Raw genomic sequence first — 20,274 nt, 5'->3', positions numbered from 1 at the left:
TCAGCCATGTGAGCCCGCCCGGTCACACGGAATGCTCCGACATGAAGCGCAGTCCCCGATCAGGGAGCAAGGATGCCGACGTACCTGTCCCCAGGCGTATATGTGGAGGAGGCCCCCGGCGGGCCCCGGCCGATCGAGGCGGTGGGGACCTCGGTCGCCGCCTTCGTCGGGTTCGCCGAGAAGGGGCCCCTCCACACGGCGAGCCTGGTGACCAACTGGAGTCAGTACACGGAGACCTTCGGCGATTTCGTCGAGGGTTCCTACCTTGCGCACGCGGTCTACGGGTACTTCGCCAACGGCGGTGGCATCGCCTACGTCGTCCGGGTCGGCGACTCGGGCGGTGACGGCGGCGCGGCCGAAGCGCGGCCCAAGGAGATCACGGGCGGAACCCCGGTCGCACTGGGGTCCTTCAAGGTCTCCACCCGCCCCGGGACCGAGGGCGACGTCACCGTGGAGGTCGCGGACCCGGCGGGCGACAACCCGGCGGGGGACCGCTTCACCCTGCTCGTCCGGCAGGGCGGCAAGCAGGTGGAGAGCTTCGACGTCTCGGCGAAGAAGGGCGTCAAGAACTACGTGGTGACCCAGGTCAGGGAACGCTCCGCGTTCGTCCTGGTCGAGGAGGCCGGCACGCCCGCCAGACCCGAGAAGCAGACCGTCGCGCTGGCTCCCGCGCTCCCCGCCCCGGGCACCGTGGACGCGCTCCCGGCGGTGATCTCTCCGCAGGAGTACATCGGGGCCGCCGATAACCGCACCGGCTTCGCCTCGCTGGAGGCCATCGACGAGATCACCATGCTCGCCGTGCCCGATCTGATGTCCGCCTACCAGCGCGGCCTGATCGACGCGGAGGGCGTCAAGGCCGTCCAGTCGGCGATGATCACCCACTGCGAGTTGATGGGCGACCGGCTCGCGGTCATCGACCCCCTGCCGGAAATGACGCCGCGTCAGGTCAAGGAATGGCGGATGGAGGGCGCCGGCTACGACTCGAAGTACGCCGCCCTGTACTACCCCTGGATCAAGGTCTTCGACCCCTCCAGCGGGCAGAACCGCTTCATGCCGCCCAGCGGCCACATGCTCGGCGTCTGGGCCAGGAACGACGCCGAGCGAGGCGTCCACAAGGCACCGGCCAACGAAGTCGTACGCGGCGCCATCGAGTTGCAGACGAACGTGACCAAGGGCGAACAGGACCTGCTCAACCCGATCGGAGTCAACTGCATCCGGGTGTTTCCCGGCCGCGGCATCAGGGTGTGGGGCGCCCGCACCCTCTCCTCCGACCCGGCCTGGAAGTACATCAACGTCCGGCGGCTGTTCAACTACATCGAGGAGTCGGTGCTGCTGGGCACCCAGTGGGTGGTGTTCGAGCCCAACGACTCGTTCCTGTGGAGCACCATCCGCCGTAACATCTCGGCCTTCCTGTCCGAGGAGTGGCGCCAGGGAGCACTGTTCGGGGCGACCGCGAGTGAGGCGTTCTACGTCAAGTGCGACGCCGAGACCAATCCCCCGGCGTCGATCGAGCTGGGACGGGTGGTCTGCGAGATCGGCATCTGCCCGGTGAAGCCCGCTGAGTTCGTCGTCTTCCGCCTCGCACAGTTCTCCGACAGCACCAGCCTCGTCAACGAGTGACCAGCGCCGAGCGCTCCCCCGACACCGAAGGGCGATAGCACCAGATGAGCACCCCAACCACCGGCGACACGCTTGCCACCCATACTTTCAAGGTCCAACTCGGCGGCATCCAGGTCGAGACCGTCCAGGAGGTCAGCGGGCTCTCCATGGAGCTCGACACGATCGACATCGTCCAGGTCAACGCACAGGGCAAGCTGATCATCCGCAAGCTGCCGGGCGCCCGCAAGGGCGGTGAGGTGACGATCACCCGCGGCATGGACAAGGCCGGCAGCTTCACCGACTGGATCAAGCAGACCTTCGAGAACGGCGACGTCTCGGCGGCCCGCCAGCAGCTGAGCATCATCTTCACCGACGCCAAGGGCCAGCAGGACCGGACGATCAACCTGAAGAACGCCTGGGCCAGCAAGTGGGAAGGGCCGAGCCTGAAAGCGGGCGACGGCCAGCCCGCCCTGGAGAAGGTCACCATCGTGTTCGAGGACATCGAGTTCCAGTGATACGCCGCACGGGATCCGGTGCGCTCCTCGCCGACTCACCGTCGGCCGGTCCGGAGGAAGCGGCCCCGCCCGGGAGCGCGGCGGACGCCGCTCCCCCGGCCCCGGGACGTATCCGGACGGAGTACGAGTTCGAACTGCCGCGCGGCTACGTGGACGACGCCGGCACGATCCACCGTCAGGGCACCATGCGTCTGGCCACCGCGCGGGACGAGCTGTCGCCGCTGGCCGATCTGCGGGTGAAGGAGAACCCTGCCTACCTCTCGGTGGTCCTGCTCGGCCTGGTGGTCACCCGGATCGGGGCCGTCACCACCATCCATGCCGGTGTCATCGAGCAGCTCTTCGCCTCGGACCTGGCCTTCCTCCAGGACTTCTACCAGCGGATCAACGCGGAGGGCCACACCCGGGCCGCCGTCACCTGCCCCAGCTGCGAGGCGGCGTTCGAGATCGACCTGGCAGGTGGGCGCCTGGGGGAATCGTGACGTACGCGGCCGACCGGCTCTATGAGGAGGCCGCGTACATCGCCTACCACTTCCACTGGCCGTCCGAGGAGATCCTCGGCCTCACCCACGCGGAGCGGTTGCGCTGGGTGACCCAGATCGCCCGTATCAACACCAGGATCAACGAAGGTTGAGGGATCGGACCATGTCAGCGCGAGACTGGCTGCGGGGGCTGCGCCCGCGCCGTACGGCAGGCGGCAGCCTGCCCGGCGCATCGTCGGCGTCCGGCTCCGCGCCGGACTCCGGACGGATTCCGGGCACGACGGACGGACCGGCGCGTGCCGCTGACCCAGGCTGGCATTCCCTGGCGCGGATCCAGCGTGCCGTGGCGGACCAGGCGCTCGTCTCGGATCCGCCCGGCTTCCGGAACCGGCTGGCCTCGCACCGGATGCCGGTCTTCGACACGGGGCTCAGCCATCTCGTGATGGACTCCGCGCCCGGTGGACTGGTGACCGCGACCGCCGTCCGGCCGGCCGGCGAGGCAGTACACCGGGAGTCGGCGACCGGGTTGCCGTACGTGTGGCCGACGGCCCCGATCCCCGAAGCCGAAGCCGAAGCCGAAGCCGGGGGCGGACCGGATGCCGCGATCGTGCCGGAGCCGGAGCCGGCGCCGGGTCCCGCCGTGTCACCGCCCCGGGCACCCCGGGTGGTGGCCCGGGCAACGGTGCCCCACAGGGTCACCTCGGAGTCGGCGCCACCGCTGACGACGGCCGCACCGGTACTTCCGCCGATTCGCAGGCCCAGCGTCCCCCAGACCGGTCCCGCTGCCCGGACAGCCGGCCCCGCGACAGCGACCCGGCCGCCACTGGTCCCCCTCGCCCGCAGCGACCGGCGGACGGAGACGACGGCTCCCGGTCCGGCTGACGAAACGCCGCCGCGCCCGACTCCGGGTCAGCGCGGCGGGCCGACTGCTCAGCCGACGCTCCAGCGTTCCGCCGCGCCGAGGGCCGGGCTGGGCGCGCCACTGCCCGCCCTGCCCGCCTCTGCCCGGCCCGCCGCAGGACCGACGACCGTACACACCGACGCCTTCCCCGGTCCTTCCCGTCCAGCCGCACCCGCTCCGGCGGACGCCCGTCCCGGTCCCGGTCCCGGTACCGGGACTCGGATGGGGCTGGGCACACCGGTGGGCGGGTCCGGGACGGCGCCCGGTTCCCCGCCGCCGGTGGTCCAGCGGAACGCGGCGTCGACTCCGGCTCCGGCTCCGGCTGCTTCCGGCGAGGTCGTTGAGCCCGAGTTGCCGCGGGTCGGCGCGGCGTCGACTCCGGCTCCGGCTGCTTCCGGCGAGGTCGTTGAGCCCGAGTTGCCGCGGGTCGGCGAGGAGGGTCCGGCGGCTGGGCGGCCGACCGCGACGACTCCCACGGCCAGGCCGAAAACTTCCACCGGCGAGTCCGGAGCACAGCCCGGCCCCCCGCCACCGCCGATCCAGCGCTCATCAGCGCCCCCTCCGGCGACCCCCGGCAAGACCGTTCGTCCATCGCTGTCACCGATGGACGAGACAGGTCCGGGCCCTGTCCTGCCGAAGACCCGGCAGACAGCGCCGGCAACAGCCACCGACAGGCCCAGAACTCCCACCACCAGGCCGCTGACGGAGCCGGGCCCCACACCACCGCTGGTCCAGCCGAGGGCGACGGGAGACACCGGACCGAGGGCAGCCCTGGAAGACGCTCACCGGACAGACCCGGCGCACCCGCGACTTCCACCCGCCCGCTCAGCCGAACAGCAGTCGCCCCGACGGGCAGTGGTACCCGGAACGGACACAGCCGCCCCATCGGACCAGGCCACGGCCACCGGGTTCGGGGCAGGGCCGACACAGCCACCGCGGATCCAACGTCAACCAGTCCCCGACAGCCGCGAGAACTCCCCCGCGCGTCGCCCTGAGGGCCCTGCGCGCTCCCGGAAGACCGCGACGGCCGCCCCGGAAGCCGACGGTGCCGTGCCGATACAGCGTTCGACGCCCGTGGGCCCACAGCCGGCAGTTCCCACCGTCAGGCCGGAAACCTCCACCGGCGAGTCCGGGGTGAAGCCCGGCACTCCGCCTCCGCTGGTCCAGCGGAGGGCGACGGGAGACACCGGACTGACGGCGCCGCAGGAAGACGTCGGCCGGACCGGTCCGGTGAACCCGTCACTACCGCCCGCCGGCCCACCGGCCCGGCGAGGCCCACACGCCCGCCCTGCCGGCCAGCAGCCGCCCCACCGGACGGCCACGCCCGGAACGGACACAGCCACCTCATCAGGCCAGGCCACGACCACCGGGCAACAGACGAAGCCGGGGCAGGGACCACAGGCCCGCCGTCAGGCAGTCACCGAGAGCCGCGAGCACTCCTCCCCGCGCCGCACCGAGGGACCCGCGCGCTCCCGGAAGACCGCGACGGCCGCCCCGGAAGCCGACGGTGCCGCGCCGGTACAGCGTTCGACGGTCGTGGGCCCGCAGCCGGCAGCCGAGCTGTCCCTTCGTCGGGCAGCGGGTCCGCCGGGAGCGGCTGAGACGGTGATGGGCCTGCCTGTCCCGGAAGGGCCGCGTTCCGGACAGCACCGCGATGCCGTACCCGGCGATCGGGTGGCCGGGGCAGTGCCCATGTCGGTCCCTGCTCGACAACACCACGTCCAGTTGCTGGCCGAGCGCCCGCTGCGAGCGGTCCTGCCCGGCGACACGGCGCCGACGGCTTCCCGGCCCGTCTCCATCGGGGCCGCCGCGGCAGTGATGCCGGTGCGGTGGGCGCCGCCCGCTTCGCCGGTCACCCCGCCGTCCGTCCAGCGGCGGGCACCCGACGGCGACGGGTTCCCGGCGCCGCCCGCTCTTCGTCGCGCAGCGGCGGACCCGGCATCCCAGCCGGTTTCCGCGCCCCGCTCCGTGGTGGCCGGTCACCGAGGGCCGGGCCGCGCGGCGCGACTGGTCCAGCGCGTACGGGAGACCACGTCCGTCCTCCGGCGGACGGCGGCTTCCGAACGTGCCCCCGGCGCCGGGCCGACCGCCGTGCCGCTCACGGTCGGCCCGGCGGCCGCGAGCGGACGGCACACCGCCGTGGACACACCCGCACATCGGTCACCCACCCTGGACACCCCCGTACACCGGTCACCCACCCCGGACACACCCGCACACCGGTCACCCACCCCGGACACACCCGCACAACGCGCCGTAACCGCACCCGAAAGGCACGCCCGTACCCGTACCGGGGAGAGAGGCTCGCCGGCGACCCTCACCGTCCCGGCCCCAGCCCCAACCCCAGCATCGCCGCTGCCTGTTCTGCCTCCGGCAGCCGCTCTCGCGGGCATCGGTGCCGGATCCGTCCAGGCCCCGGCACCGCAGGTCAACGGCGGCATCCCCAGTGCCGTTACGCTGCCCGGCCAGTTCCCGGGCGGCCCCCCGGCCCTGCCGGTCGACCGGCCCGGCGAGCCCGAGCCTGCCCCGGGTCCGCCCGTCCTCGTACGTCGCGACGTGCCCTCGCCCGGCAGCGTGACCGCGGGCGGTCGCCGGCAGTACGAGCGGCCGCCCAAGACCACGGCGGCGGCCGTGCCGCCGGCGTCCGGTGGTCCCGGGACGGCGCAGCGGCCGCCGCCGTCCACCGCGCGCAGCCACGCGGACACCACGCCGACGGGAACGACGCCCGTGGCGGGCGAGGCCGAGCAACTCCTTCGACTGGGCCGTTCCCAACTGGACCAGCTCGCCCACCACCTGGTCGAACCGCTGAGCCGGCTGTTGCGCGCGGAGCTGCGGCTCGGCCGCGAACGGGCCGGACGCCCGCTCGACGGTGAGTGGTGGTGATCCGCGTCGTCCGGACGGTTTCCGGTCGGCCGACGGGGATGTGACGAACGCGACGGTAGCGAGGACAGGAGCAGCACATGGAGTACCCCGGCACCAGCGTCCATTTCAAACTGCGGATCGACGGCATCGATCTGGGCCACTTCACCACCTGCCAGGGCCTGAGCGCTCAGGTCGAGGTGGAGCAGCGGGTCGAGGGCGGCAACAACGGCTTCGTATGGCAGCTGCCGACCCGCGTCAGCTTCCCCAACGTCACGATGACCAGGCCGCTGACCGCGGAGTCGACGAAGGTGACGCGCTTCCTCGCCGGCATGTCGCAGCGGGTCACCCGCGGTACGGCACAGATCTCGGCGCTGCGCCCGAACCTGACCGAGTCGATCGTCGAGTGGTCCCTGCGCGATGTGGTCGTGGTCGGCTGGAGCGGCCCGTCGTTCGACCCGGCGTCCTCCCAGGGCGCCGTCGAGAGCATCGAGTTGGCCCATCACGGCTTCTTCCACTGATGGCCCCGACTCACCTGTCGTCGTCCCTGTCCTGTCGCTTCTACCTGTCGAAGGCGTTCCCATGCCCGCCCAAGCCGTCCTGACCGCCTACGAGCCGCCCATACAGCCCGGTAAGCCGCATGGCTCGGAACTGGGGGCGATCACCTTCCAGTTCAATCCGAACCAGCTCGAACTGACCCGGAGCGCGGGCTGGGTCAGCCACCAGAGCCGTAGCGCGGAAGAGGTCGCCGCTCCGGAGTTCACGGGGGTGCTGCCGCGCAGGCTCACCGTCGAACTCTTCCTCGACTCGAGCGCGGCCCATGACCCGTCCGTCGCCGAGGGCACCGAGCGCCTGCTGAGCTGGTGCGCGCCGACTGCGCGCAGTATCGAGGCGAAGGCTCCGTGCGCGCCCTGGGTGAAATTCAGCTGGGGAAGCTTCACCGACGTGGCGTTCTTCGGATATCTGGAGGACGTCAGTGTGACCTACACGCTCTTCGACGCCAACGGCAGCCCGCTGCGCGCCACATGCGGCGTCCGGCTGACCGAGGCGGGAAATCCGACGCCGCGTCAGAACCCGACCTCGGGGTCGCTCACCGGCCGTCGGGTGCACCGGCTGGCAGCCGGCGACAGCCTGGAGCTGCTCGCCCATCAGGAGTACGGCGATCCGACGGTCTGGCGGCTGATCGCGGAGGCGAACGGTATCGAGGACCCCCTGCTGCTGTCTGTCGGTACCGAGATTCTGGTGCCGGCCCGCGACGAAGCGGCGGTGAGATAGCCGATGTTCGTCGTCGAGGCGCCCAAGGTCCTTTCCCCACCGTGGAACCACGCGGCGGTCGAGATCTGCGTGGAGGAGAGCGCCAGCCTGCCCGCCGTCGCCCAGCTGCGCTACCAGGACCCGGATCGGAAGCTGATCGCCGCGACCGGTATCGGCATCGGGACCGAGCTCACCATCCGGACCGACAAACCCGCGACCACCCTGTTCAGCGGTGAAGTGGTCACGCTGGAAGCGGAGTTCGACGGCTACGGCAGCTTCACCACGATCCGGGCGTTCGACCTGTCGCACCGGCTGCGGCGCGGCCGCCGGATCAGCGCCTTCGCCGGACGGACCGCCTCGGACATCGCCGCCGAGGTAGCGGCCCGGGCCGGGATTCCGCTCGGCGACATCGACAAGACCCAAGTGGCGTATCAGCTGCGTACCCAGTCGAACACCACCGACTGGGAGTTCCTGGCCGCGCTGGCCGAGGAGAACGACCGGGAGGCCGTCGTCGAGGACGGCAGGTTCCACTTCCGTGCCCCCGTCCCGGCCACCACCGCGCCGGGACCGGGCGAGTCGGCGGCGCGGGACCCGTATGTGATCGGACTGGGCGAGAACGTCCTGGCGTTGCGGTCCTCGGTCGGAGCCGTCGGCCAGGTCGACAAGGTCTCGGTCCGCGGCTGGGACGTCAGCCGCAAGCAGGCGCTGCGGTCCGAGCACGAGGTGCGAGCCGGCACCTCGCCACTGATCGACATCGAGCCGGGACAGGCGGTACGGCCCTTCCCGAAAGCGGAGCTGCTGGTCACCGACGCGGCCTGCCGGAAGGACTCCGAGGTGCAGACCCTTGTCGCGGCACTGGCCGCGCAGGTGGCCTCGGCGATCGCCGAACTGGAGATCACCGTCCTCGGCAACCCGCGGCTGCGCGTGGGCAGGCCGGTCCGCCTGTCAGGTGCCGGAGCGCCCTTCGACGGCAGGTACACCGTCACCGCGACCCGCCACACCAGCCGTCCCGGTGCCGGTTACCAGACCACGATCACCGTCAGCGCACGGCAGGACCGTACCCTGCACGGCCTGGTCACCGGAGCCGGTGCCCCGGCCCGGTCCGCCCGGGTGCCGGGGGTGGCGATCGGCGTGGTGACGGATGTCTGCGCCCCGGCCGAGCTGGGCGGGCAGGGCTGGGTCCGGCTCAGCTTTCCCTGGCTGTCGGACGCGAAGCCCGGTGAGCCGGCCTACGTCAGCGACTGGGTGCGCACCGTCCAGTGGGGCGGGGCCGGCGGTGGCGGCGTGATCTGCCCCGAGGTGCACGACGAGGTCCTGGTCGCCTTCGAGCACGGCCTGCTCGACCGGCCGTATGTGATCGGCGGCCTCTACAACGGGGTCGATCAGCCGACGCCCGACAGCCTGCAGCTCGTCGACACGGGGACGGGGAAGGTCAACCGGCGGTCCATCGCTTCCCGCGGCGGCCACCGCGTCGAACTCCTCGATGCCGCCGGCGGGCCGGCCGGGGTGCGGCTGCGCACCCACGAGGACCGGCTCAGCCTCCACCTCGACCAGCAGAACACCGTGATCACCGTGCACAGCGACGGAAAGGTGGCCATCACCGCCGCCAAGGAGGTCACCGTGACCGGCGCCGGCATCACCCTGGACGCCGGCTCCGGTGCGCTGACGCTGACCGGCCAGTCAGTGTCGGTGTCCGGGAAGGCCGGCCTCAACCTGGACGGAGGGTCCGAATGCACGATCAAGGGCGGGGTGGTGAAGCTCAATTGAGCAGGCACACCACCGGTACCGGGCCGATGGGAGGTGGTCCGGGTGTCTGAGCGGTTCATCGGCTCCGGCTGGGCCTTCCCGCTGCGGATCAGCGCCACCGGGGGCATCTCCATGGCCACCGGCGAGCAGGAGCTCGCGGAGTCCATCCGGCTGATCCTGGCCACCGCACCCGGAGAGCGCCCGATGCGGCCGGAGTTCGGCTGCGGCATCCACGACCACGTCTTCGCCCCGGCGAACGAGGACACGGCGGGGCTCATCTCGTACGAGGTCCGCCGGGCCCTGGACCGCTGGGAGCCCCGCATCCGGGTGACCGACGTCGAGGTGGCTTTCGACTCCCAGGAGCCCGGCACCCTCTACATCGACCTCCGTTACACCGTGCGGGGCACCAACAACCCGCGCAGTCTGGTCTTCCCCTTCTACGTGATCCCCTCGGCCGAGGACCCCGTGACCGGCGTCCTCGGCGGCCGGAGCACCCCGTACGACCAGGAGAACGTCCGCTGATGGCCCTGCCCGCGCCAGACCTCGACGACCGCCGCTTCCAGCAACTCGTGGACGAGGCCAAGCGGTTCATCCAGCAGCGCTGCCCCGAGTGGACCGACCACAACGTCTCGGACCCGGGCGTCACCCTCATCGAGGCGTTCGCGCACATGACCGACCAGCTGCTGTACCGCCTGAACCGGGTGCCGGAGAAGTCCTACCTCGCCTTCCTGGACCTGCTCGGGACCGGTCTGCTGCCGCCCTCCGCCGCCAGGACGGACATCACCTTCTGGCTGTCCGCCCCGCAGCCATACCCCGTGGTACTGCGCGAAGGCACCGAGATCGGCACCGTGCGCACCGAGACGGAGGACGCGAAGGTCTTCGCCACGACCGACGACCTCAGCATCCTCCCGTGCACCCTGGCCCTGGTGTCCACGCAGGCCGTGGACGCCCGACCGGTCGAGCGCACCGCGGAGCTCCTGCGCGACGAGGGCCTTCCCTGTTTCACCGACCCGCCGGCCGTCGGCGACGCCCTGCTCCTCGGGCTGTCCCAGGCCGTGCCGCGGTGCACAGTGCTGCTCAGGCTGGACAGCAGCGTGTCCGGGACCGGCATCGACCCCCGGCATCCGCCACTGAGCTGGGAGGCGTACGACGGCGCGAAGTGGCTGCCGTGCGAGGTGGACCAGGACACCACGGGCGGGCTGAACCGGGCCGGTGACATCGTGCTGCACGTGCCCGCCGGCCACGCCGACGCCACGCTGGTCGGCCACCGGGCCGGCTGGCTGCGCTGCCGGGTGACCGCCGGCCTGCCCGAGCTGCCGGGCTACTCCGCCTCACCCGTCATCCGCAGCGCCTCGGCCTGCACCGTCGGCGGTACCGCCGGTGCCGTCCACGCCGAGACCGTCACCGGCGAGATCCTCGGGGAATCGGCGGGCGTGCCCGGCCAGCGCTTCACCGTCGGCCGGCCCCCGGTGCTCCTGGGGACCGAGCCGTTCGTGGTGGAGGTCTCGGACGGCGGCGGCTGGCAGGAGTGGACCACCGTCGAGGCCTTCGGCGACTCCCGGCCCGGCGACGGCCATCTTCGGCTGAACCCGACCGCCGGAGAGGTCGTCTTCGGCCCTGCGGTACGGGAACCCGACGGCACACTGCGGCACTACGGCGCCGTCCCGCCCAAGGGCGCCCGCATCCGGGTCCGCCGCTACCGCACCGGCGGAGGACGCCACGGCAATGTCGCCCGCCGGTCCCTCACCGTGCTGCGCAGCTCGATCCCGTACATCTCGAGGGTGGAGAACCGGCGGGCCGCCGCGGGCGGAGCGGACGGCGAGACGCCGGCCGAGGCCATGGTGCGCGGTCCGCTCCAGCTGCGATCGCACGACCGGGCCGTGACGGTGGCCGACTACGAGCTGATCGCCCGTCAGGCCGCCCCGTCCGCCGCCCGGATCCGCTGCATACCGGCCGGCGGGGGAACGGACGCGGGCGGGGTGCGGGTCCTGGTCGTTCCGCAGGCCGTACCGGAGCCCGGCGACCGGCTGCGCTTCGAACAACTCGTCCCCCCGCAGGAGATGCTCGCCACGATCACCGCCCGCCTCGACGAACGCCGGCCCGTCGGAGCCCGGTTGCTGGTCCAACCGCCGTACTACCAGGGGGTCACCGTGGTCGCGCGGCTGGCCGCCGAGTCCTCGGCGGAACCGGGACGGCTGCGCGAGCAGGCCCTGGACGCCCTTCACCGGTACTTCAACCCGCTGGTCGGCGGGCCCGACGGCACCGGCTGGCCGTTCGGCCGGCCCGTGCGGACCGGAGAGGTGCACGCGGTGCTGCAACACCTTCCCGGGGTGGAAATCGTCCAGGACATCCGGCTGTTCGCGGCCAATCCGCTGACCGCGGAGCGCGGTTCCCCGGTTGACCGGGTCGAGTTGGACGCGCATGCGCTGGTGTTCTCCTACCAGCACCAGGTGCGGGTGGAGGAGCCGTGACCCCTGCTCCGCCCGCCGGCCGGGCAGCCGTCGAAGGACTGCTCTCCCCGCATCCGCTCGGCGAACGGCTCCCCGGCCCCTACCTGGACGACGACCTCACCAGAAGGCTCGTCGCCGCCTTCGACGACATCCTCGCACCGGTGTTCTGCGTACTCGACTGTCTGGACGCGTACTGGAACCCCCGGCTGGCCCCGACGGACTTCCTGCCCTGGCTGGCGAGTTGGGTGGCGGCGGACCCCGCCCTCACCGAGAGGCAGCCACTCGACGCACGCCGGGAAGCGGTGGCGGGCACCACGCGCCGGCACGCGCGGCGTGGCACGGCCCGTGGGCTGGCCGACGAGATCCAGGCCGTCCTCGGGCTGACGGCCGAGGTGAGCGACACCGGCGGGGCCACATGGAGCGCCACCCCCGGGGGCGATCTGCCGGGCTCTCCAGAGCCCTGCGTCCGGGTACGGATCCGCGCCGCCGACCCGGCCGCGGTGCCCCTGCGCAGGCTGGCGGCGCTGATCGAAGCAAACCGGCCCGCACACGTCCCCTACACCCTTGAGGTGATACCTCCGGGCCCGCCCTGACGCTCGACGACACGTTTCGCCAGGACGGCACCACGACCAGCGGCCCCACCGGCCCGGAAACGGACAGCACATGGCACGGACATGTGATCAGTGCGGCGCTGCGGCGCAGAGCGGCGACGACTTCTGCGGCGTATGCGGCGCGTTCATGGAGTGGGACGCGCCGCACGAGGCCGCGGATGCGCCGACCACGCCCTCCGGCACCTCGCCGGACCTGGCACCACCGGACCTGGCACCACCGGGCCGCCCGGCGCCGCCCGAGCCCGCGGCGCAGGCGTCACCGCCGTCCGTCGGCCCCGGCACGGTGGCGGTGCAGCCCGGACGGGCCACACCGCCACGGCCCGCCGTCGCGGTGCCCGTCGAGGACGACCACGTCACGCGGCCGGACGACGTCGACTGCGCGGCCTGCGGCACGGCCAACCCGGCCGAGCGCGCGTTCTGCCGCCGCTGCGGCGCCCCGCTCACCCAGGATTCGCCCGCCACGACCGTGTCCTGGTGGCGCCGCTGGTGGCAGAAGTGGCGTCGGCGACGGGTATCGCGCCGGCGGCGACGCAGCAGACTCCGCCGCCTGGTCTCGGTGCTCCTCACCTCGGCCGTGTCGGCAGCCGCGGTGTGGGCCGGGATCACGTTCGGCCCTTCCGCCGTGAGCGCCCTGCGTAACCGCTTCACCGCGCCCGTACCGGTACACGCCGTCTCGGTCCGTGCATCGGGTTCCGTCTCCGGTCACCCGCCCAAGGACGCCGTCGACGGCGTCCGGAACAGCTACTGGGCGCCTGCCACCTCCCGGACGCGCAAGCCGGACGGGACATGGTTCGAGGCCGATTTCGACCAGCCCTTCCGGCTGGCCCGTATCCTGATCAGCTCGGGCGCCTCGGCGAACCAGAACGAGTTCCTCGGCCAGGCCCGCCCCGCCGCTCTGGAGATCACCGCTTGGGTCACCGCGGGCGTCCCGGTGCACCGGACGGTCCATCTCGACGACGAACCAGCTCCTCAGACGGTCCGGATACCGGTCGTCGGCGTGACGAAGATACGCCTCACGCTCCGGTCGGCCTACGGCACGGCCCGCGACCGGCAGGTCGCCATCGGCGAGGTGGAGTTCTTCGAGCAGCCATGAGTCCGCAGACGTCATTGGGGGGATCGCAAGCCCCGATCGGCTCCCGGCCGTCGCGTACCCGGCTCGTCCGAACCACTGCCCAGCGAGTGCAGCATCTGCGCGTACTCCCGCTTCACCCGGCCGGCCGCCGCGGCATCGCCGGCCAGACGGTACGCGGAGATCAGCACCCGCCAACTGACGTCCCGGAACGGATCAAGGGCCAGACTCCGCCGAGCAGCCCGGACAGCCGAGTCGAAGTGTTTCAGCTCCAGTTCCAGCTCGCCGAGCACCTGCGACAGCTCCGCCGCCTGGTTGCGCAGCCTGGCGCGCTCCACGACCACCCACTCGGCGGCGCCGTCCTCAGGCAGCAGATCGCCCTGGTACCAGCGCAGACACGTACGCAGCAGCTTCGCCTGTTCGTCCGCGTCGGTACTCAACCGAGCCCGGCGCCACACCCCCCGGGCTCGCTCGAACTCCCCGATGTCCCAGACGGCCCCGTCGTCCAGGACGAGTTGGTACGACTCCGCCCGGCGCAGCACCAGTCGGGACGCCCCGCGGTCGGCCCCCGGCTCCAGAAACGCCCGCAGCCGGGAGACCGTCACCTGGAGGTTACGCACTCCCTGTTCGGGCGGCAGACCGGGCCACAGTTCGTCCAGCAGCTGGTCGCGGTGGACGGCTGTGCCCACATGCAATGCCAGCAGCCGAAGCAACTTCCGTGCCTTCGGCCTCAGTTGCGCCAGATCCAACTCGATGCCGGCCCGCCTGACACTGAACCCTCCCAGGCAACGGATCTCCAGCGACGGGCCCGTACGCGTCGGCGACCCCGCAGCGGGTCTTCGGTGCGCGGGACGCGCAGCATGGTCACTGTGCCGACGGGCAGGAAGCGGGCGAGCGCCGAGCCGACCACAGCGTGTCGGAAGGTGAGCCGGTAGTCGTTGGAGAGCACTCCGGCGCCGCACAGCGCGTCGACGGCGACCAACGCCTGGTCGTACGGGAGACCGGCCACCCTGGCGGCGCGGTCGAGCTCCGCTCCGTCACCGAGCAGTGCCACGGCCTTGGCCAGCGTCGCCGCGTCCGGACCGAGCCGATCGATCCGCGCCAGAGCGTCGCGTGCGGTCGATTCCGGTGCGTGAGCCAGCACGCTGGTCGTCGCGTCGGCCGGAGAGACGCCTTGGTGGACCAGCTCCTGGAGCAGGGCCCGTAACAGCGTGGGATTGCCTGCGGTCACCCTCCGGCACGTGTCGACGAAATCCGGGTGCGGTTCCTCCGGGAACACGTCCCGGACCATGGCCTCCACTTCTCCCGAAGCAAGCCCTGTCAGCCGGGTGCGCGGCAGGTGTGCTGTCGCATCCTCGAATGCGGCGGGGTGACCCGCCACATCGTCGATGCGCACCGCTGCGACCACGGCCAGCGGAAACGGGGGCGCGCCTTCGTGTGCGAACCTGCCCAGCGCCCGCAGGGAGGCCTCGTCGCACCACTGCAGGTCGTCCACGACAATGAGCAGGGGGGAGCGCGAAGTCATCTGCTCCAACGTCCTGTACAGCTCGATCAGGACGCCGAGCAGTGCCGGCGACGACACGTGAGCCCCCTCCAGGCCCTCAGCCAGCCAAGGCAGCTCGGACGCGATGTCGCCGATGTGCAGCGAGTCGAAGGCCTGGCGGACCAGTCCCAGCGGGAGGTCCATTTCCTGGGGATGGCAGCGGCCCGAGGCCACCTGAAAGCCCATCGATCTCGCGAGCTCGGCAGCCTCGTGGAGGAAGGTGGTCCGGCCGATGCCTGCCTCGCCGTCGACCAACAGGACACCCGCACGGCCCGCCGCAACGTCGGCGAACACCTGCTCGACCATGAGGCGGGACTCGCCGCGCCGCCCTCCCCGACCTGGCGAGGGGCGACCTCGGCCGCCGGGCTGCTGCACCGGCATCCCGGTGGCGTCATGATGTTGGCTCACGTTCACGGAACACCTCGTCGAAGTCTTGGGCGGCAAGGTTCGAGCCGAGTCGCTCGAAAGGCTTGCACGGCCGGGGTGGGGTGGTGGTGGGGCAGCCCACGAGCCGTTCGCATCGACCGGCGGATCAAGCGCCTGCTTCGAGGGCGTCATGGCAGGGCCTCGCGGCAGCGCTGAGGGGGTCTGTGCCACTGCTCACCGGGGCCGTGTCGTCGCATTTGTATCGGCGTGCGGTTTTCGAGGGCTTGCCCGTGCCGAACGGCACCATGCCGAGTGGGACAAAAATGCCGCCTCGGTACGAACCGCCTGACTGTAGCGGGGGCTCAGATATCCGAAACCACCACCACACCACTCACCGTCAGCGTGAGCATTACGCTCTGGAAACCGCTGTTTACCTCGACCGGATAAGAAAGCGAGCTCTGGAGATTCGCACTTGGAATCTGCGAGAGAACCGGAGCCGACGCGAATTCGCTGGTCGACACCGGAGGGGAAGGCGTGTCCGATGTCAGCGCCCGAACAGCCGAGGCGCTGCCGCAACCGCTGTGCCGGCGGATGCGCCAACGAGTGTCGCCGTGATCCCCATCGCGGAAAAAATAGCGCCCCGACGGGCAAGCTTTTTATTCAACTCTTCCCCAGTAGTTGTGCCGCAGTCCCGTTGGGTGGGGAGCTCCGGTAAGCCCCGATGACGAATGGTCAGACCGCCATCACCCCAAGATTCGAGAGCTGCTCGCGACTTTGCCATGCCAGCGAAGTCAAGTCAAGCGCAAGGTTCCCCTCAAGGAGAATGAACAATTCCATGGTTCGGTAAAATGCCGGATCTGCATCTACGGGATCAAGGCCCCGAATTCGGATATCATCGACTACCGGTCTTACAGCGGCTCCCGGCAGTTCGTTAAATCCGGTGGGGGCGTGGGTTGACGGCAGGTCGGGTTGGTCGTAGGCCGGTGCTTGCTGGAGCGTGAAGATGACCGCTCGCCGTCCGTGTCCGCCTGCGCCGGGTCCGTTGGAGGACTACGCGGCCCGGTTCGACGACCTCTTCTTCAGCCTGGCCCAGGGGCGAGGGTTTCGCGAGTACCTGGCCGGGCTAGCGACTCCCTACACCCTCGCGCATCACTTCGCTCGCGGGAAGGCTGCGGGCTTCGGCTGCCGGGCGGTGGTCGCCGACTGCGCCCACTCCGCCAGTGACGACTGGTACCTCGCACTGCGCGAGGCCGGCCTGGCCTACGTTGACGCGATCAAGCCGCACCGCGGCACCTGGGCTCCGGCAGACCAGCCGCACACCCCCGTCGAAGCGGCCCACGCCCTGATCTGGCGGCATGCCAAGCATCCCGGCGACTGGACACCCGTGGAACGTCACTTCCGCGACGGGCACACCGAAACCTGGCGGGCCGCCGATGCCCGCCTGGGCGGTTACAGACCCGATTCACCCTGTCGACTGGCCATGGCCACCACCGACCCGGCCGGCCTGCCGGAGAGGGCCACCTGATACCTGGCCTCCAACCTGCCCCACCCCGACGCACCCCATGCCACCACCAGCCCGCACCCGCCGGCCGACCTCGCTGGGACCATCCGCCTCTACGGTCTGCGGACATGGGCTACCCGGTCGCATATCATATGACGCATAAGCTGTGAACCTCGCCACAACCCGCGCACACAGGGCCGCAGCCATGCCTCGACGTCGAGAGCCCGGCGAGCGATCTGCTGCTCGCCGGGCCCTTCCCACCTGGTCACCAGGCCCGTCCCCACCCCGCGCCCAGTGCACAACTAGTGCACCTTCCTCAACAGCGGTGCAGGTCAGGCCCAGGATGCCACCGGAAGGAACGAACTGTCCTGCCGGAACAGGTCGGTGCCGTCCGAGATGTCCACGCGGAGTTGGTAGTTGTAGTGGCGCAGGTAGTAACCGGGGTAGTTGTACGACTCGAGGCGGACCGAGCCGGTGGTCGTGCCCGTGCGGGCGATGAACGTGGCGTCCTCGGCGAACGTCGTCGTGCCGTCGTTGGCGTCGAAGCGGCCCCGGAAGTCGTAGTGGCGCAGGTAGTTGCCGGAGGCGTCGCGGAAGGAGTAGCCGTTGGAGTCGGCGAGACCCGCGACCACCGTGAAGGTGGCCGCCTGCTTGTCGGCGGTGGCGCTGGAGCTTGTCACCACCGGGAGGTTGAGGAGGGAGGACACCTCCTCCCAGTAGCGAGTGGTGTAGTTGACGGACCGGAAGGAGCGGGTCGCGTTCTTCGTCAGCGAGGTGCCGCCCGACACCGTCTCCTTGATCACCGTGAAGTGCCTGGCCGTGCCGGAGAGCGTGGCCAGGGCGGTGGGGGTGCTCCAGGTCGCGAACGTGTCGTAGCTGTCGCTGTAGTAGTAGTTGCCGTCACCGTAGCCGTCGAAGAAGATCCGCCAGCCGCCGTTGTCGAGCTGGATCACCGAGGGGCCCTCGCGGTAGCTGCCCCAGCCTGCCCAGTCGCCGGTCCTGGAGATCGTGTAGGGGCCCTTGAGGCTGGCGGCGGTGCCGTACTCGATGTACTTCGCCGTCTCGTTCTTCGTGAACGCGTGGTATGTCGAGCCGGCCTTCACGATGTACGTGTCGATGTGGTTGGAGCCGATACCGGAGAGGGCGGTCGGTGAAGTCCACGCCGTGAGGGCGGAGTTGGTCGCCGTAAGGACGTACGGGGTGAAGATCCACTCGTCGTCCGTCGTCGAGCAGGACACGATGACGTTGACGCTGCCGTCGCTGTCCACGAACCACTCGGGCGCCCAGGCCCGGGACAGATTGGTGATGGGGATCGTGTAGTCGTACAGGAAGGTCCAGTTGACCCGGTCGGCGCTGCGGGCGAAGCCGATCGTGGTGCTCTCGTCCTCCCAGGTGTGGGTGGTGTAGGTGAGGTAGTAGTAGCCGTCCGTGTGCTTGAAGATGCTCGCGTCGCGGATGCGGTTGCTGGGCGGGGTGTAGGCGGAGGACTGGAGGAGGCGGAAGTCCGTCGCGTCGTCGGACTGGTAGACGTTGACCGTGCCGTCGTCACTGTTGAGGAACGGGACGATCGTGTAGCGGGTGGCGTAGCCGCTCGCGGGCGCGGCGGCCTCGGCCGCGCCGAGCAGGCCGGGCAGTTCGCCCAGGGCCAGGGCTGTCGCGGGCAGGGCGGCCAGCGCGCGCAGCAGGGTGCGACGGGACGGGGTGGGGGGACGTGTGGTCACGGCGGCTCTCCGGGGCTCGTGCAGACGCGGACACAGCGGCGCGTCCGGTATTTCGAACTGGGTTCGACAAGTCGCGCAGAAAGTAAGAGTCACGGCAGGTTCACGTCAATGCTTTCTGCAGGACTGGGGCGCAGCTGGACGCCGGCTGTGCGAAACCTGTCCTTCGGGAGCCGGTTCGACGTTACTCTCCGGTAAACGCTGTGCCCCGGAGGTGGGTCCCCGCATGCCGTACGACCGTTCCGCAGGCCTCGCCGAGTCCGTACGCGCCCTGGCCGCAGGTGAGTTGACGTCCCGCCGGCTGGTGGAGGAGTGTCTCGCGCGCATCGAGGCCACCCAGGACTCCCTCAACGCCTTCCGGATCGTGCGCCGCACCGCGGCCCTCGCCGAAGCGGACGCCGCCGACCGGGAGTTGGCCGACGGAGTGCGCCGGCCGCTGCTCGGGGTGCCGGTCGCGGTGAAGGACGACACGGACGTGGCCGGCGAGCCGACCGCCTTCGGGTGCCGGGGCGAGTTCCCGGCCGCGCAGGAGGACTCGGAGGCGGTACGGCGGCTGCGCGCGGCCGGGGCGGTGATCATCGGCAAGACCAACACCTGTGAGCTGGGGCAGTGGCCGTTCACGGAAGGGCCGGCCTTCGGCGCCACCCGCAATCCGTGGCAGCCGCGGCACACTCCGGGCGGGTCCTCGGGCGGGTCGGCCGCCGCCGTCGCGGCGGGTCTTGTGCCGGCCGCGCTCGGCTCGGACGGCGCCGGTTCGGTGCGGATCCCGGCCGCGTGGACCCACCTCGTCGGCATCAAACCGCAGCGCGGCCGCATCTCCACCTGGCCGCGCGGGGAGTCGTTCCAGGGCATCACGGTCAACGGCACCCTGGCCCGCACGGTCGCCGACGCGGCCCTGCTGCTGGACGCGGCGAGCGGGAATCACCTCCAAGACCCGCATCAGCCACGACAGTTGACCCTCGCCGACGCGGTCGGCCGCGACCCCGGGCGGCTGCGCATCGCCCTCTCCCTCAAGCCGCCGTTCACCGCGCTGCCCGCCCGTCTCCAGCCGGAGATACGCACCCGCGTACTCGAACTCGCCGCAGAACTCACCGCGTTGGGCCACACCGTCGAGGAGGCCGACCCGCCCTACGGCCAGATCGGACTCACCTTCGTGCCGCGCGCCACGGTCGGGATCGCCGAACGCGTCCGCGAGGCACCGCACCCGGACCTCCTCGACCGGCGCACCCTGGAGGCGGCCCGCCTGGGCCGGCTGCTCGGCGGCGCCCCGCTGCGGGCCGCACGGCGCGCGGAGGCCACGCTGCGGGACAGGATCGGCGCCTTCTTCACGTCGTACGACCTGATCCTCGCGCCGACCACCGCCGCTCCCCCGCCCCGCGTCGGCGCGCTGCTCGGGCTGGGTCAGTTCGCCACCGACCGGGCGATGATCGCCGCCTGTCCCTACGCCTGGCCGTGGAACGTGCTGGGGTGGCCGGGGGTGAACGTGCCCGCCGGGTTCACCGGGGACGGACTGCCGGTGGGTGCCCAGTTGCTCGGACCGGCGGACAGCGAGCCGCTGCTGGTCTCCGTCGCCGCCCAGCTGGAAGCCCGACTGCGCTGGCACGAGCTCTGGCCGCCGCAGCCCGTGACCGCGGACTCCCCTGCGGCGTGAACACCGGCCGCTTTC

The 20,274-nt window shown here is 71.3% G+C and carries 17 protein-coding genes; 14 read left to right on the top strand and 3 right to left on the bottom strand.

Annotation, left to right across the window (positions count from 1 at the left end):
• The first annotated feature begins 72 nt into the window (after positions 1 to 72).
• The 12 genes from KVT45_RS33010 to KVT45_RS32955 all read left to right on the top strand — a co-directional run bounded on the left by KVT45_RS33010 (position 73) and on the right by KVT45_RS32955 (position 13,504).
• Positions 73 to 1,620 (top strand): phage tail sheath subtilisin-like domain-containing protein, encoded by a 1,548-nt coding sequence (locus KVT45_RS33010; RefSeq protein ID WP_217552815.1) that lies wholly within the window; start codon positions 73 to 75, stop codon positions 1,618 to 1,620.
• A 44-nt stretch (positions 1,621 to 1,664) separates the two neighbouring features.
• Positions 1,665 to 2,114, top strand: a complete 450-nt coding sequence (locus KVT45_RS33005) for a phage tail protein (RefSeq protein WP_217552814.1) — start codon at positions 1,665 to 1,667, stop codon at positions 2,112 to 2,114.
• Positions 2,114 to 2,593, top strand: a complete 480-nt coding sequence (locus KVT45_RS33000) for a hypothetical protein (protein WP_217552861.1) — start codon at positions 2,114 to 2,116, stop codon at positions 2,591 to 2,593. The genes KVT45_RS33005 and KVT45_RS33000 overlap by 1 nt, the downstream gene beginning before the upstream one ends.
• Positions 2,590 to 2,745 carry a DUF6760 family protein gene (locus KVT45_RS32995; protein ID WP_217552813.1) on the top strand — a complete coding sequence of 52 codons (156 nt, stop codon included), beginning with the start codon at positions 2,590 to 2,592 and terminating at the stop codon, positions 2,743 to 2,745. Before KVT45_RS33000 ends, KVT45_RS32995 begins: the two co-directional genes overlap by 4 nt.
• A gap of 2,441 nt (positions 2,746 to 5,186) precedes the next feature.
• Entirely contained in the window at positions 5,187 to 6,374 is a 1,188-nt protein-coding gene (locus tag KVT45_RS32990; RefSeq protein ID WP_217552812.1) for a hypothetical protein, read from the top strand.
• Between the two features lie 77 nt (positions 6,375 to 6,451).
• On the top strand, positions 6,452 to 6,871 hold the full coding sequence (locus KVT45_RS32985) for a phage tail protein (protein WP_217552811.1): 420 nt from the start codon (positions 6,452 to 6,454) through the stop codon (positions 6,869 to 6,871).
• A 61-nt stretch (positions 6,872 to 6,932) separates the two neighbouring features.
• Positions 6,933 to 7,625 (top strand): peptidase M23, encoded by a 693-nt coding sequence (locus KVT45_RS32980; protein WP_217552810.1) that lies wholly within the window; start codon positions 6,933 to 6,935, stop codon positions 7,623 to 7,625.
• A gap of 3 nt (positions 7,626 to 7,628) precedes the next feature.
• Positions 7,629 to 9,371, top strand: coding sequence for a VgrG-related protein (locus tag KVT45_RS32975; protein WP_217552809.1), 1,743 nt, complete (start codon positions 7,629 to 7,631; stop codon positions 9,369 to 9,371).
• A gap of 42 nt (positions 9,372 to 9,413) precedes the next feature.
• Positions 9,414 to 9,872, top strand: a complete 459-nt coding sequence (locus tag KVT45_RS32970) for a GPW/gp25 family protein (protein WP_217552808.1) — start codon at positions 9,414 to 9,416, stop codon at positions 9,870 to 9,872.
• Positions 9,872 to 11,821 (top strand): putative baseplate assembly protein, encoded by a 1,950-nt coding sequence (locus KVT45_RS32965; protein WP_217552807.1) that lies wholly within the window; start codon positions 9,872 to 9,874, stop codon positions 11,819 to 11,821. The genes KVT45_RS32970 and KVT45_RS32965 overlap by 1 nt, the downstream gene beginning before the upstream one ends.
• Entirely contained in the window at positions 11,818 to 12,393 is a 576-nt protein-coding gene (locus KVT45_RS32960; RefSeq protein WP_308310925.1) for a phage tail protein, read from the top strand. Before KVT45_RS32965 ends, KVT45_RS32960 begins: the two co-directional genes overlap by 4 nt.
• A 70-nt stretch (positions 12,394 to 12,463) precedes the next feature.
• Positions 12,464 to 13,504 carry a discoidin domain-containing protein gene (locus KVT45_RS32955; protein WP_217552806.1) on the top strand — a complete coding sequence of 347 codons (1,041 nt, stop codon included), beginning with the start codon at positions 12,464 to 12,466 and terminating at the stop codon, positions 13,502 to 13,504.
• Between the two features lie 11 nt (positions 13,505 to 13,515).
• Here the strand turns inward: KVT45_RS32955 and KVT45_RS32950 are convergent, their stop codons facing one another.
• Positions 13,516 to 14,169 carry a BTAD domain-containing putative transcriptional regulator gene (locus KVT45_RS32950; RefSeq protein ID WP_308310931.1) on the bottom strand — a complete coding sequence of 218 codons (654 nt, stop codon included), beginning with the start codon at positions 14,167 to 14,169 and terminating at the stop codon, positions 13,516 to 13,518.
• Between the two features lie 41 nt (positions 14,170 to 14,210).
• Entirely contained in the window at positions 14,211 to 15,404 is a 1,194-nt protein-coding gene (locus KVT45_RS32945) for an AAA family ATPase (RefSeq protein ID WP_302832590.1), read from the bottom strand.
• A 988-nt stretch (positions 15,405 to 16,392) separates the two neighbouring features.
• Between KVT45_RS32945 and KVT45_RS32940 the strand changes: the two genes are divergently transcribed.
• Complete coding sequence (locus KVT45_RS32940) at positions 16,393 to 16,914, top strand: transposase (protein ID WP_254647682.1); 522 nt, start codon at positions 16,393 to 16,395, stop codon at positions 16,912 to 16,914.
• Positions 16,915 to 17,222: 308 nt separating this feature from the next.
• Here KVT45_RS32940 and KVT45_RS32935 read toward each other — a convergent pair whose 3' ends face one another.
• Positions 17,223 to 18,611 (bottom strand): glycoside hydrolase family 43 protein, encoded by a 1,389-nt coding sequence (locus tag KVT45_RS32935; protein ID WP_217552803.1) that lies wholly within the window; start codon positions 18,609 to 18,611, stop codon positions 17,223 to 17,225.
• Positions 18,612 to 18,834: 223 nt separating this feature from the next.
• On the opposite strand from KVT45_RS32935, the gene KVT45_RS32930 reads away from it, so the two are divergent.
• Positions 18,835 to 20,259, top strand: a complete 1,425-nt coding sequence (locus tag KVT45_RS32930; RefSeq protein WP_217552802.1) for an amidase — start codon at positions 18,835 to 18,837, stop codon at positions 20,257 to 20,259.
• The last annotated feature ends 15 nt before the right edge of the window (positions 20,260 to 20,274 follow it).

Source organism: Streptomyces sp. GbtcB6, from assembly GCF_019091475.1.
Lineage (GTDB): Bacteria > Actinomycetota > Actinomycetes > Streptomycetales > Streptomycetaceae > Streptomyces > Streptomyces hyaluromycini.
Note: the sequence above shows the minus strand (reverse complement) of the source record. Positions and strands in the feature narration are given on the sequence as shown.

Coding starts and splice junctions, on each gene's coding strand:
- KVT45_RS33010 (WP_217552815.1), top strand. CDS start 73: ATGCCGACGTACCTGTCCCCAGGCGTATATGTGGAGGAGGCCCCCGGC.
- KVT45_RS33005 (WP_217552814.1), top strand. CDS start 1,665: ATGAGCACCCCAACCACCGGCGACACGCTTGCCACCCATACTTTCAAG.
- KVT45_RS32990 (WP_217552812.1), top strand. CDS start 5,187: ATGTCGGTCCCTGCTCGACAACACCACGTCCAGTTGCTGGCCGAGCGC.
- KVT45_RS32985 (WP_217552811.1), top strand. CDS start 6,452: ATGGAGTACCCCGGCACCAGCGTCCATTTCAAACTGCGGATCGACGGC.
- KVT45_RS32980 (WP_217552810.1), top strand. CDS start 6,933: ATGCCCGCCCAAGCCGTCCTGACCGCCTACGAGCCGCCCATACAGCCC.
- KVT45_RS32975 (WP_217552809.1), top strand. CDS start 7,629: ATGTTCGTCGTCGAGGCGCCCAAGGTCCTTTCCCCACCGTGGAACCAC.
- KVT45_RS32965 (WP_217552807.1), top strand. CDS start 9,872: ATGGCCCTGCCCGCGCCAGACCTCGACGACCGCCGCTTCCAGCAACTC.
- KVT45_RS32955 (WP_217552806.1), top strand. CDS start 12,464: ATGGCACGGACATGTGATCAGTGCGGCGCTGCGGCGCAGAGCGGCGAC.
- KVT45_RS32945 (WP_302832590.1), bottom strand. CDS start 15,404: ATGCCGGTGCAGCAGCCCGGCGGCCGAGGTCGCCCCTCGCCAGGTCGG.
- KVT45_RS32940 (WP_254647682.1), top strand. CDS start 16,393: ATGACCGCTCGCCGTCCGTGTCCGCCTGCGCCGGGTCCGTTGGAGGAC.
- KVT45_RS32930 (WP_217552802.1), top strand. CDS start 18,835: ATGCCGTACGACCGTTCCGCAGGCCTCGCCGAGTCCGTACGCGCCCTG.